Annotated in this window: 12 protein-coding genes; 7 read left to right on the plus strand and 5 right to left on the minus strand. The window is 39.5% G+C overall.

Translation table 11 applies throughout. From position 1 onward, the window contains the following. Window positions 1–12 precede the first annotated feature (12 nt). From BK127_RS17410 to BK127_RS44820, 7 genes are all read left to right on the plus strand, one after another. Window positions 13–1,221, plus strand: coding sequence for a restriction endonuclease subunit S (locus BK127_RS17410; RefSeq protein ID WP_179097520.1), 1,209 nt, complete (start codon window positions 13–15; stop codon window positions 1,219–1,221). Next, on the plus strand, window positions 1,214–4,264 hold the full coding sequence (locus BK127_RS17415; RefSeq protein WP_256711355.1) for a type I restriction endonuclease subunit R: 3,051 nt from the start codon (window positions 1,214–1,216) through the stop codon (window positions 4,262–4,264). The genes BK127_RS17410 and BK127_RS17415 overlap by 8 nt, the downstream gene beginning before the upstream one ends. Before the next feature lie 125 nt (window positions 4,265–4,389). Continuing rightward, entirely contained in the window at window positions 4,390–4,689 is a 300-nt protein-coding gene (locus BK127_RS17420; RefSeq protein WP_179097521.1) for a hypothetical protein, read from the plus strand. 104 nt (window positions 4,690–4,793) lie between these two features. Then, the gene (locus tag BK127_RS17425) at window positions 4,794–5,417 is read left to right on the plus strand and encodes a hypothetical protein (protein WP_144026490.1); all 624 of its coding nucleotides are present in this window, start codon (window positions 4,794–4,796) and stop codon (window positions 5,415–5,417) included. Next, the gene (locus BK127_RS43735) at window positions 5,414–5,575 is read left to right on the plus strand and encodes a hypothetical protein (protein WP_179097522.1); all 162 of its coding nucleotides are present in this window, start codon (window positions 5,414–5,416) and stop codon (window positions 5,573–5,575) included. Before BK127_RS17425 ends, BK127_RS43735 begins: the two co-directional genes overlap by 4 nt. 139 nt (window positions 5,576–5,714) lie before the next feature. Then, a complete protein-coding gene (locus BK127_RS17430) occupies window positions 5,715–6,374 on the plus strand; it encodes a nuclease-related domain-containing protein (protein ID WP_076232529.1) in 660 nt (219 codons plus the stop codon). Window positions 6,375–6,847: 473 nt separating this feature from the next. After that, the gene (locus BK127_RS44820) at window positions 6,848–7,864 is read left to right on the plus strand and encodes a hypothetical protein (protein ID WP_256711356.1); all 1,017 of its coding nucleotides are present in this window, start codon (window positions 6,848–6,850) and stop codon (window positions 7,862–7,864) included. Between the two features lie 127 nt (window positions 7,865–7,991). On the opposite strand, the gene BK127_RS17440 is transcribed toward BK127_RS44820, so the two are convergent. From BK127_RS17440 to BK127_RS17455, 5 genes are all read right to left on the minus strand, one after another. Continuing rightward, window positions 7,992–8,684, minus strand: a complete 693-nt coding sequence (locus BK127_RS17440) for a thermonuclease family protein (protein WP_076232532.1) — start codon at window positions 8,682–8,684, stop codon at window positions 7,992–7,994. 146 nt (window positions 8,685–8,830) lie between these two features. After that, entirely contained in the window at window positions 8,831–9,007 is a 177-nt protein-coding gene (locus BK127_RS43740; RefSeq protein ID WP_179097523.1) for a hypothetical protein, read from the minus strand. A gap of 156 nt (window positions 9,008–9,163) precedes the next feature. Next, entirely contained in the window at window positions 9,164–9,907 is a 744-nt protein-coding gene (locus tag BK127_RS17445) for a hypothetical protein (protein WP_076232535.1), read from the minus strand. Continuing rightward, a complete protein-coding gene (locus BK127_RS17450; RefSeq protein WP_076232537.1) occupies window positions 9,882–11,519 on the minus strand; it encodes a hypothetical protein in 1,638 nt (545 codons plus the stop codon). Before BK127_RS17450 ends, BK127_RS17445 begins: the two co-directional genes overlap by 26 nt. A gap of 14 nt (window positions 11,520–11,533) precedes the next feature. Beyond that, entirely contained in the window at window positions 11,534–14,230 is a 2,697-nt protein-coding gene (locus tag BK127_RS17455) for a helix-turn-helix domain-containing protein (protein ID WP_076232539.1), read from the minus strand. Window positions 14,231–14,232 lie beyond the last annotated feature (2 nt).

Consider the following 14,232-nt stretch of genomic DNA (forward strand, 5'->3'; position numbering starts at 1 on the left):
TCCAGCACTCGAATGACCATTTTGGATATCGCTGAAGTTCTTATGGGTCAGAGTCCTCCGGGGAGTGACTGTAATAGCGAAGGAAGAGGAATGCCATTATTGAATGGTCCTACTGAATTCGGCTTTAGGTATCCAAATCCTGTTCAATATACAACAAATCCAAAGAAGATAGCACGAACGGGTGATTTACTTTTCTGTGTGCGTGGTTCAACGGTTGGGCGAATGAACTACACTGATCAACAGGTAGCAATTGGGCGAGGACTTGCTAGTTTTAGAAGCAAGTATTCAACGAAACATACACGTTTGATTGAATACCTAATTTATGAGTCTCTCGAATCTATTTTGCAATCGGCAACTGGTTCAACCTTTCCAAATGTATCTAAAGAACAGATCTATAATTGGTCTTGGGAGTTACCATCATTAGAGAAGCAATTGAAAATTGTAGACATCCTCGGGTCATTCGACGATAAGATCGCACTCAATCGCCGAATGAACGAGACTCTTGAACAGATGGCGATGACTCTATATAAGCATTGGTTTGTGGATTTTGGGCCGTTTCAGGATGGGGAATACATGGAGACCGTTGATGGAAATATCGTCCCTAAAGATTGGGCAGTGAAGCAGCTCGGGGAAGTTGTTATGATCAATGAGAAGAGCCTTGGAAGGAATTATCCATACGACAAAATTGAATATATTGACATCTCTTCGGTTGGTACTGGGGTTCTTGATGGAACTACTAACTATCCGGTAAAAGGCGCACCCTCAAGGGCCAAAAGACTCGTTCAGGCTGGGGACACAATATGGTCCACAGTAAGACCGAACCGAAAGTCTTACTTATACATCCATAAACCTGCTGTAAATACAGTTGCTTCAACAGGGTTTGTAGTATTAACTCCGAAAGCAATACCGGCCTCATATTTGTATTGCCATGTAACGACAAATGAGTTTGTTGACTACCTAACGAGTAACGCTGATGGTAGTGCTTACCCAGCGGTTAGACCAGATGTCTTTGCGAGAGCGACTGTATACGTCCCTGCTAAAGAAGTACTGAAATCGTTTGATGAGAAGGTTGCCCCGTTGATCTCGCAGATGCAAGAAAATATGATTGAAAATAATGAACTGCAAAGAATTCGTGATTTCCTGCTCCCCCGGCTCCTGTCAGGAGAAATCGAGGTGAATGCGGCCGAAGAACATACCAAGGTGGTGCTGTCAGTTGGCTAACGGATTGTACGAGACGGATTTCGAGGAAACCACAATTGAGCGGCTCAAGGGAATCGGTTATGAGTACCTCCATGCGATGAACTTGTTCAGCCGCACTTCACTGAACGATGTTGTGCTTCGTGACCGGTTAGAAGCTTTCCTGAAGAGAACGTACCCGGCAATTCCAGACGAGCACCTTCCTGCGCTTGCGTCCCGCTTTGCCGATCCGGACGGGGTGACGCTCCTACAGCGCAATCAGCGGTTCCACGAGATGCTCGCGAAGGGCATTGATTTTTCATGCGAGGAAGAGGGCAAACAAGTCTTTCACCACGTCTATCCAATCAATTGGGATAATCTGCTTGCCAACGACTTCCTTGTGGTTAACCAACTTTCCATTGAGGGGAAAATGGCGCGGCGACCGGACCTGATCATTTTCATCAACGGTCTGCCGCTAGTCGTTTTTGAACTGAAAAGTCCGTACAGCGAACAGGCGACAATTGAGTACGCATACAACCAGATTACCAATTACACCTACGACATCTCGCAGTTGTTCAACTACAACGCCTTTTCGGTCATCTCTGATGGAATTATGACACTCCACGGCATCCCCGGAGCGCCTTACGAGTACTACAGTGCATGGAAATCCATTGATGGCAAAGAAGTAGATAACCAGATCACGAACTCGATGCGGACGATGATCCAAGGCATGTTTCCGAAGGAGAGACTGCTCGCTTACATCCGTAATTTCATCGTTTTTATGAAGGATGGCAATAAGGAAGCCATCAAAATTGCTGCAAAGTATCATCAGTTCTTCGGTGTCCAGTTTTCCGTCGAACACGCCGTTCGCGCAACCAGACCGGAAGGAGACCGGAGGATTGGGGTCCTTTGGCATGCTACCGGCTCAGGCAAGTCGCTATCCATGCTCTTTTTCTCGGGAATATTGTCGCGGCATCCGGAGATGGACAATCCTACGATTGTCATCCAAGTGGACCGGGCAGATCTCGACGGGCAATTGCATGAGACGTTTTTGCAAGGCGCTTCACTTGTCGGAAATGTTCATCATGCTGAAAATGCCAATGAACTGCGCGAACTGTTACGCAACGAGGCGGGACAAATCATCTTCTCGACAATCGAGAAATTCCGGTTGAAAGACGGCGAAGGCGAGTTTCCGGTCTGCTCCGAACGCCGAAACATCGTCGTGATCTCCGACGAAGCACACCGCACTCAGTACAGTTTCGACGGGTTTGCTGGCAATCTCCGTCGTGCTTTGCCGAATGCCTCACACGTCGGGTTCACCGGTACGCCGATCACGTTCGCGGACCGGAACACGTTTGAGTTGTTCGGAAATGTGATCCACATCTACGACATGCAGCAGGCCACGCTTGACGGTGCAACACTTCGCATTTACTACGAGTCGCGTCTCATTCCACTCGACCTGGAAAACGCACAACTCGACGATGAATTCAAGCAAATTATCAGCCAGGTTGGTGATGGGAAATGGGAAGAACAGCGAGCCAAATGGGCCGCCCTGGAGAAGGTGGTTGGCACGTCCGAGCGGATTGAGACGCTGGCAAAGGATATTGTTTCGCACTTTGCAAAGGCGGCTTCCCTCGAGGCAAAGGGGATGATCGTCTGTATGAGTCGCGAGATTTGTGCGGCGCTATATGAAAAAATGCGAGTGATCGATGGGTGCCCGCCGATTGAGATAGTCATGACGGGAGACATTGACAAGGATCCGCCGTCTTGGCGTGAGAAGCAACTAGGGAGCAATTTTTCTCACATTAAGTCCAAGGAAGAACAGGAAAGCGTAAAGGCAAAACTGCGCGATCCGGATGATCCACTCAAGTTTGTTATTGTAAGAGACATGTGGCTCACAGGCACAGACATTCCGCCACTGACGTACCTGTATGTTGACAAGCCGATCAAAGGTCACGGTCTTATTCAGGCGATTGCTCGTGTTAACCGGGTGTATCCCGGCAAAATGGGCGGGGTAGTCATCGATTATATTGGCATCGCCGAAGCACTTAAAGAGGCGACGCATAAATACACACAAGGTGGAGGCAAAGGGAAGCCAGCCAGTGACATCGAGGAGGAAGCGGTACCGATCTTTTTCAAGGCACTTGAATCCGTTCGCGCCTTTGTTCCGCCGGGCATCGACGTAACCAATTGGCGGTCAAAACCGAAAGTGGAGCGCGAAGACTGGATCGCCGATTTTGTCGGCTATTTAATGGGGCCGGATGAGAATGTGTATCTGAACGATCAAGCCAAGTTGGATAAGGCGTATCAACTCGTCAAACACTTGCCGATCGTTTTGACGCATTCAAATGAAGTATTGCTCTATGAAATCACTGCAATCCAAATCAAAAAGTTTAAGATTACCGGCGGGAGCGAGGGAAAACCGAAAAACATCGCGGAAGAACTGAAGAAACTAATCGACCGCAGCATCGGCGCCCGGGAAGAGGCTGTCGATCTCTTCGAGAAGGCCGGCCTGGAGAAACCGGATATTTCGATCTTGGATGAATCGTTCCTAGCTGATTTCGAGCAAAAACCTCATGTTGATCTGAGGCTGAAACTGCTTCAGAAGTTGCTCGAAGATGAGGTTTTCTACCTAGTCAAGCAAAAGAATACACTTGGCAAAGCATTAAGCGAATTGCTGGAAAAGACGATCAACGATTATCATAACCGCGTCATCACAGCGACCGCTGTTGCGCAAATGATGGTCGAGGCAAAGAAGAAGATAGACGAGGAACGGAAGAAAAAAGAGGCACTCGGGCTGTCCGATGAGGAAATGGCATTCTACTACATTATCGAGAACATGGGCAATGATGCGTTCTCCAATGACTTTATTGCGGGCTTGATCCGAAAAGTGGTCACCGCTATGAAAAAGGAATTTCAGATCGACTGGACAAATTCGCACCGACAGGATGTGCTGGCGAAAGTAAGCAATGCGGTGAAACTGGTGCTTATACGGGAACAGATCAAAGGTGAGCAACTGCGGTTCTTGACCAATGCGATTGTAAATCAGGCAAAAGAGAAGTATAAGGGCTGGCCGATAGAGGCCTAAAATGGAATTCCGTAGGCGAGAACCTACGGATCTTTCAATTTGAATAACAATAGTGGGGTATAAAAATGAGAATTTGGCAGGTTGCCGCGGGAGATGGCGCAAGGGATTGTTCTAATCTTTTTCTAATGCACGATGTCATGCTGATTAGTCCTGGTGGACTGGGTCATTTTGGTGAAGGTAAAGATCGCTATTATGTAAGCAATGTTGAAAAAGGTATCGTTGATCAAATTGCAAACTTTCATTCCGGACCGATCTCTGGGGACGTTGTACTGCTTCGTAAAGGGAAGCGTGTGATTGCCATTGGCAAGATCCCGGATCCACCAAATGATGAGTACCAGTGGGATGAATCTTTTGGTGATGTGTTAGGGTGGGATTCGGACATTGTCGCCGAGTTCAATGGGAGGAAAGTCTTGTTTCCCTCTTGATCCCTGAGCAAACTGTTATAAAGAATTTGTTCGATAACTACAAACAGCAAAGAACATTCACAAGGGTACATGAAGAAAGAATCAGGGCATTACTCCAAGGAGTCATGTTCCCAAATAGAGAATTGAAGCTCCTACCGAAACTTGATGCCAGAGAGCTATCGTCCAGAGATATTGGCGAAGAGTTATTCGCAGCGGGCTTGGCAAATGACTCGGTAGAACGGGTTGTTCAGGCCATGGAACGGATTCGGCGACTTTCCAAATGGTATGAAAACCAGGCAGACCGGAAGCGTCCTTCGGAACTTGAAATCGTTGCACATATGATTACACCTTTGATGCTTGGTCTGGGATGGTCCGAGCAGTTAATGCCAATTGAATGGAACAGGGTAGATATTGCTTTTTTTAATCGGCCACCAGTATCAGAAAAGGACTACGACAACTGTACTATGGTTTGCGAAACTAAAGGCAGAGGATCCTCGCTGGAGCCGGCGTATAAACAAGCCAAAGCCTACATCGAGTCACTACCGCTTAAGAATTGTACCCGAATTGTGACTACAGATGGTGGAAGGTTGTTTCTTTATAAATGGCATGATACGAGTTGGCCGGATGTATTGGATCCGATAGGATACGTCAATCTTGCATCCATTCGCAAGGAGAATGTGTTCCCATTTGGTACATCTGGCGTAGATACATTAATAGAATTAATCCCATGGAATGTGATGCGTCCATGAGCAAGGGAACAGTTAATATCATTATGGGGACAGTTACGAATATTTGCGAGGCAGAGCATCTCGACAAGCACACTCAAGAACACGTCAGCGAAGAAATGATGCTACTTTTGAGCATGAAATTTATAGCAGCACGTTTGGTTGATTTTAGAAGGCTTTAGGGGGAAACTTCATGGCTATTTACATAGGTAAACCGCTAACCCGAAACCACATTGTTACTCCTAATCAACGAAAGGGACAATTAGGAGAGGTTATGTTACTCAGAAGTTAATAGGCTTTCTTCCTGAGGATACAACCGTCATGGTATTCACAAAGATTGGAAAGTATGAACCCGACCTCCTTATACTGTCTCCACAATACGGTATACGAATCGTTGAAGTGAAAAATTACTCGATTGGGTCTATTAAGAATGCGCATTTGAATGGGCTGATTATGTACCGAAATGATATTACGATTAATTCCATTCAGCAAGCAAAAACGCATGTCGAAGGGCTTTTGCACTTTTTGGAGAGAGAGTTTCCTCATTACTTCAACGGAAAAGCACCGATTGGGTATCTCGTAATACATGCCGGATTTACTCGCAAAGAGATTGAAGAAGAATCCCGCCATTTACAAGGGGAACCGGATTACTGGAAACACCATATGACAGTAGACGAAATGGAGACTGGATTGGTGGGAAGAGTACGTGCGGCCGCGAAATTCCAAAGATCGATGCCGAAAAATGCAATCGACGGCAATCTAAAGATCGTGCAGTTCAGGGAACAAGTCGCTTCCGAATCAAGCATTTTGAAATTGGAAATTGAATCGAAATTCCAGGAACTTGATCAAAAGATCAGTGAAATTGGTATTAGAGAGAGTAAGGCAGAGTGTCAGTATCTACTCAAACAGCTCCGGCCATCACTGATGTTCGAAAATCATACAACCTCTCTCTTTTCGGTACACTTCAAGCTATTATCTTAATTGCTGGAATTGTTGTGTTTATTCAGCAGAGGACTCAGGAAACCAGTTAGCAAATTTTTCAGGTTAACGGTCTTAGTCGTTACGAGGGCCAAAGTGTGACTGTTCAAGGGGTGGTCCATAAATTTATATTTGATGAGCAAAATGGCACAAAGTTTTTGACGATTTAAGACAGTTCTGGAAGCGTTGTTGCGGTGTTTTTAAGAATACGACGGAACCTTTTATAAGTGAGGGACAGCATTGTTAAATAACTGGGAAAGTGCAGCAGTATAAGGGTGAGCTTCAAATCGTTGTTGAAAAGATTGAGGCGGATTAAACGGCGATACTTCATAAGTGAAGGACGTCAGAATTTTTCGATTTCGTAGGTTTAGCTTAAGTAATTCTTTCACAATCTCTCCTACTATTCATCACACGAATAATGGTAGAATAATGAAGAGCTTATCTAATTGCGGTATTTAATTAAAAGGTGTGAGTTGATGGAATACAGTAATATTTTTAACTATTATCGCGGTCAAATAAAAAAAGACAATGGGGTAAATATTGGTACTAAACAGATTGAAAACAATGTGAAAAAAGCGTTAATAAATGTTTTAGAACACTCGAATGACCTGTTAACGTTAAATTTTATTAGAACATTCATTGATTGTAATAATAATGGTCATACCTTTAATTACCTCTATGAAGTAGGAAGAAAGTTGAAAGAAACAACCCCAAGAGCGTTAGTTATAGGAATTGCTGAAACAATGGATCTAATTGATACAAAATCAGAATACAACAATAACACAAGACCAGATGGTGCGATATTAACTGATTCAATTTCTATTCTTATTGAAACAAAAACAGGAACAGACCAATTGTATGCCCCTCAATTAGAAGGACATAAAAAAACATTTGCTAAGGGACAAATTGTTGATGATCAGCCTGTTCTTATCCTTTGGAAAGAAATAAAAGAGTTTTTTAACATTCAATTTGAATACTTTAAGTCCACAAATGATGTGAAAACATCTTTCTTATTGGATCAGTTTGAACAATTTTGTAATGATAATTCTGTCGGCTTTCCAAGTAAATCAAAGGAGTACTTTTTTAGTTTATTTAAAACACAAAAAGCAAGAAATTTAGCAAAAGAAATTAATGAATATATTTATAACAAGAGTCATTTTAAAGATGAAGTTGAGGATTATCACGATAGATACAAAGCTGGCATACGGACTGATTGTATAGGTTACATCAGTAGTAAAGGATATTATAAATTCGCTTCCATGACTAAGGCTCGGAACGTTTGCTTTGCCCTTCAACTAGGAAAAAGACATCATACTGAGAGGGCAAAGGAAATGCAAAAGGAATTAGATGCTTTGTTGAAACATAAATATGAGGATACGGATCACGAGAGAGCTACTCATGGAGAAGCATACATACGATTAGAATGGGTAGATAATCTTGAGCAAATTAAACCCTTTATAGACGAAGCATATCACTTGAGATTAATAAGATAAGGGGTTATAACTTAACATAAAAAGACCTCCAGCGATGCTTTCGCTTGGAGGTCTTTTTGACCGATGCTTTCGGATTAAATAGAGTATATCAAATTGTTTCATAGTAGTAAACAGCGATCATTATGCTTTATTGAGATGATTTTCGATAACCGGCATCAATTGCTTCGGCCTCAGTGCAAAATACTTCCTCAGCTTTCGTTTGATCGTAATATTTTCCTCCAGGTAGATGGTAAATTTTATCTTTCTGAGTATTAATATTTCCTTTAATCTCAGGTTTTTTGCATGCTTGAGCATCCGATTTCTCCCATATTCCTATTCGGTTTTCTCGTGCTTGACGTTCCAGGACCACAAATTTCTTTGCAAACATAACATCCGGAGGAACGCTCATTGTATTTGCGTAGCCTTCATTAAGCAGGGTTTCGTTAAACATGACAGGATCATTTTGAATGAATAAGTATCTAAGGACTCGACCATATCTATCCGTTTCGCTCACGTCCCTAAACAAATACACTGTCTGGTTCTCCAGTCGTTTTTTACTGAAATCACTTGCTTCACGACCGTAATATTGCGTTTCACCAAAAACTTCAGGTGTGTTTACACCAATCAATCGGATTTTATGGCCAGAATTAGTCTCATAAGTGTCACCATCTACGATGCGTTTTATGGTAGCAAATTCGTACTGTTTATTCTTAAATTGAGGATATTTGCTGATAATTTGAGCAACAAAAACATCACTATTGAGAGATGTTTGATTGCCATCTTTTGAACAACCTGTCAGGAGGATGGCAATGAGCAAAATGTATAGAAAATGATACTTCATCATAACTCCTCTATTATTTCCGCCGATGCAGTTTTCAAGGCGTTTTTTAATTAATGGAATAGTACATACGTATCCTAAATAAATTTTCTCGAATTTGTTACTCCGTTATACCACATTTTCACGGATAACTAAACTAGCCCCAATCTTCAGTAATATCCATTGTCTCTATTACAATTGCTGCAATGTACTTTGGCAACTTTGCCTAATCCTGAAGGTATAAAGGAGAAAGTAAGTTTTGCACCTGATACGTCTGCGGCTATACACTGATCCCATTTTTCTATTTTTATTATCATTGATTCAAATACTTCGGAAACTATTTCCATGTCAATCACTCCAGTCTGAAGAAACGGTGAACTGTATGTTGTCTAAAGATTTTAAATGGCGATATAAACCCTTTTTGGTGTCTTTAGTACGGGTATTACCTCCAGTGCCTAAAAAATCCTAAAAAGAATAATAAAATGCGTTATAGACAGTATTCATTACTCGTCTAGTGTGTCATCAGAACCCAAAACATCTGGTGCCAACTTTTTTAGAATAGATAAATTATTTTCTCGCTTTTTGGATAAGGGTTCAGAAGTTACTGCTGCTTCGTTTTCATTATTCATAAAGAACACATCAAGATTGGTTAAACTCGTGTTTTGCTTAATATTCTTATCAAAGGCAAGCAAATTATCGGTGATGCCTAATTCAGTTCTAAGATGTGGAAATGTACTGGAAACCACGATGCTGTAATAACGTTGTTTATAATAGTTGGCTTCGCTTAATTTATTTATCTTACTTTCCAATTCAGTTTTATAATCCTTCATTTTATCCATTTCTCTTTTATAAAAAGTATACTTATCGTATAATTCATAGAATGTATCTTGAACACATTGTAACTCTTGGATAATTTTCTTTGGATTATTACCATAAACATCAAACAAATGCTGGATATTCGGAAAATATACTTCATCGGAATCCATAAGTTCGATTTGTCTCGGAGGTGGAGAATTTAATTCCTTGATTGTTTCTGCCATTCGTCTACTCCATATTTGCCTTCCGATGCCTGTTTCTGATTCTAAAAACAAATATGTTAGCCTTCTACCATTGTATTTGTTTTTTACATCTAAAGCGATTTGTTTTAAATCCTCATCAGTTTTATTTTTATTCCTACCAGGTCCTTTAGAACTGGTCACTATTTTCTTCTCTTTGTTTGAATTAATTTTGCTTGCTTTCTTCCTCATACATTTTCAACTCCATTAATTTTGAATCAATAATCGATTTATTCTCCATAAAAGTGCTTAATTTACTACCAAGATACTTCAGAGTTGATTCAGGTGCGGATCTGCGTATCGCTTTATTCAATGTTTTACTTATATGTTGCATGAACTCAAGCGTTTCAGCAATTTTCTGGTCGAGTAAACTGGAATAGTTTTGTAACCAATGAATTCCATCTTCATATTGATTTATGGCGGGTTTAAATATATATAGAGGACAGACGCGGCAATCTTCAGCACAGTTTTTGGGAAAGTCTATATCGCGGTCATTACAAAAGCCATATTCAACCTTCCTTTGATCGGTTATCGTCGTAATTCTGCCTTTATCAACTACCTCACGTCTCCACCCGATGATCCCAGAAGAAAAGGGTTTGCAAATTTTCCCTTCCAAAAGCCGTTGTTGGGCCATATGATATATATAGGATTGTGCGAAATGAGTGGCGTGTGAAAAATAATCTCTCTGTTGTTCTAGCTTTTCATGTCCAGCCATTCTAGCAATAGACAACGCATTAAATCCTTGAAGAAACATATTGATGATTGCAAAGTGTCGAGTGTCTCCAGCTGTAATTTTGTCAATTTCCTCGTTATACAGTCCTCGGACTATATTCTCATAAAATCTCTTTAATAGTTTAGCAAATTGATGATGACCAATCCTAACGTCGTTATTTGATTTTTTCTTAACCTTTAAAAAATGATTGTAGTATTCGTAAGGTAATAGAAACTCCGATTCTATTCCCAATTGTTCTAATCGGAACTTATGATTAGAAATCAAATCATACATCATGTTATCAATTTGAATAGTGTCTGGAATTAATGATTTCATCTCGGGAGAATAGACACGATTCTTTGATCTATTCAATTTTAACCAATATGAATTGTCCTGTTTGACCTCAAGGCAATCTTTTTTTAATATAAAAAAATCGTATGGTCGTAAAGGTATTATATTTGTTAGTTTCCACCATATCATAATTGGCAGATAGGGCATGGTTTGTTCAATATCAAAGCTTGTGAAAAAACGTTCAATGATATCGTCAAAAAGCAACACATCTTGGAAATCAGGTAACTCTCGATTACCATACTTTTGTTTAGGGACATTTGTGCAAATTTCAAGAAGTGCGCTATATAGAGGCGGTTTAAAAAATTCAACGAATGTCTTTATAATTCTTGCATCAAACCATGCTTTTTCTTTTGATATATTTGCAAAATGATTCTTAAGTTCAGCAATGTTGATTAATCCTTCTGTAAGGAGGATAACTTTTTTGAGTACGTTAAGATGTTGATAAAGTACAGCTGCCGTAGTTCCGGAAATTCTTTTGATCAAGACATATTCCTTTAAAGCGAGATTAATATTACGATATATTTCAACATTAAATTCAAATTTGAAATCTTTTAAATAAACATCGCAAGGAAAATACCAAATAATGTCATCGAAAGAATCAGCACTTAATAATTCTATGTTTTTTAATGATTGGAATGCTTGGAGAAAAGATTGCATGTCTTCTTTGTTAAAAATTACCTCTTCCATAACGTCTATCCTATGGATTTCATTTAAGTTGGCAACGGTTTTTCGGATTTGCATCTGGGCCCCCTATACTAAAGACGTAAATTCTCCACAACATCTAATATCATCTCGTTAATCTCTTTTTTAGTGATAAATCCTTCAACATATTGATAACCGAAAGTTTCCATCGCTTCCTGAAAAATTACGAGTATATTTTTGATGAATTCAGAATCCCTTTCAATAATAGCGTCATATTTGCTGTTTTTTATTGACTCTATCAATCGTCGAAACTCGTTGACACCCTCATATAGTACGAAAGATTGCGGTATAAAGTATTCACATGAGAAGCAAGAGGTTAGTTTAGGTTTACTACATTCTGGATACGTTAAACACTGCCCATGCTCTGTTTTTGCTGGCAGTTCACCTCTGAAGATTTTTTTTAATAGGCTTATGAGAATGTCTTCTGGCACTTTCGTCAATTCAAGTACAATTGATTTCTTTTTCTTCATATTCCGTTTTACGTATAAAACCCAATCTTCTAATGTTTTCGGAAAAGTTTCTGTGGTTGTGGTATCAAGTGTTTTTTTTGAGATTAATGTGCCAATAACATTTGTAGCGAAGTACATTGCCCAATTTTCAACTTCTGTTGGAGTCATTTCGTTTCTTAGCTCTTGAATTATTTTTGTTCGCTCTTCCAGGTTAGTTGATATATTATGTTTTTCAAATACAGTTGATATAAGATAATTGTACAGCCAACCGAAGTGTCCACGTTTAAATAAGTTTAACGATACTCTGTTAATTGATCCGTCTTTATTTGTGAGTGATACATAAATTGCTGCGGTGTTCGGTGACTCATGTGACCTCATTCGTTGCAATAATTCGATTGCAATTTCAGCATTTTCGCCGTCATCTTCGACAGTAGAGTAAAATAAATATGTCATTGTGCTTCTAATTAGTTTATGAGCGCTGAATTCTCTGAGTTCAGAGCATTGGTTAAAGAAGTTCAAATGCTTTTTATTAGGTGAAGATACATTTGGCGGTCGCCCAACAAGAAATGTTCTCAATAGTACTTCATCTTTGTATTCGCGCCGATGTAATTCCGATATCACCAAAGCTGTCGCCATGCATTCCACCATATCTGGTTGAACAATAAAATTAAGTAACGCTCCAGTCTTACTTACCTCTAAATTTTTTGTTTTCAGATAAACTTGAGAAATAATTTTTTGACATTGTATCGGGGAGATTGAATTGTTTTCAAACCAATTATATTGAGTAATACCAATTTCCTCGATATCAATATGTGGTAATTGAGTTACGATATCTGTAGGTCTCCACGCATCCGTTAGTAGCATTATTGTATACAACCACATATGACAATAACTCTTGCCTTTAATTGCATAAGGAATGTGTACTTTTACTTGTTTTACATGGTTTATATACTTTTCATACATTTCAGGAGTGTAAATATCTTTAATCTCTTGATCTTTATCCTTTTTTGTAATAAAAATATCTGTTTTTGAAGCCATATCTAAGAATCCGGAGCAGTAACGGTAAAAATGCAGGAACCTTTTTCGATAATGTGTTGGTATCTCATCATTTTTCACTATTTCATTTCGATTATTATCCGTCAATTTCTCTATTTGATTTGGCAAAGCTGCTATGATCAGTTTGAAAGTTGAACTAAGCTCATACATCAATCGTTGGGGTAATGAAGCGTTCCCGCGCGCTTTATTAACTTGAATTTTACAATAATTGAGGTAATGTTGCTTCGTTACTTTTAGATATGTAGGAATTGGAATAACGTTAATTTTTTTATCGATGTCTTGAATTGCTTCTACCTTACCGTAATGTTTATTTTTTTCTTCTGCAAGTTGGTTTTCATAATGTAAGATATCGTTTATATATATCAAGTACATCTTATTTAACTTAAAAGCGTTTGGAAAAATTCCATTACGTATAAAACGCCTTACGGTAGCTTTATGAAGGTTTAATCTTTTGCAGGTTTCTTCGATCGTAAGGTTAGTTGGATCTGTACTTATGCGTTCAATTGCAATAATACTGTGTAGGAAACTGACGATCGAGTCTTTGTGAATAAAAAGTTTTTGCCTATTATTATTAGCACCATCTCTGAACAATTCCCCCTTTAATTTTCCATCCCTAGCCCATTGTTTTATCAAATTAGTTGAAGCAGAAAATCTTGTTGCAGCTTCCTCAATGGTAACATAATCATCAGGGACCCCAAATGTTATCATTGAAACTGATTCTTCGGTAAGGTAATATAGCCCCAGATGTGTTATATACTCTGTTATTATTCCTCTTGTAACCCACTTAGAGAGGGTTTTACTCGTAACTGTAGGCTGTGATATAATTTCAGCCATTCGTTCGAGTGAAAAATGTTTTTGAGGATCATAATCATCATTATAACCAAGAGTTTTTTTGAGTTTTTCTAATTCTGTTTTTGGAACATAATGCTGACCCATCCAAAGAATTGCATTGCTAATAATTCCTTTATGTATCCATTTGTTTGGAGTGGTTCTATGAACATCAAAGAGAGTTGCTAGATCTTCGGTAGTATAGTAATCATAAGGGTGAAAATTTTCGGGCAATCCAAGTTCTTGCTTGATTTTAGGAACAGCAGACTTGGACACAAGAATGGTACCGTTTGTAGTAAATATACCTGTTTTTAAATTTCCTTCTCTAATAAGTTGATAAACGCTGATATCAGATGCGTATATTAATTTAGCTAATTCTCTTACCGATATAAATTCATCATTATCTTTGAATGTCAAAA

This window comes from Paenibacillus sp. FSL H7-0331, from assembly GCF_001956045.1.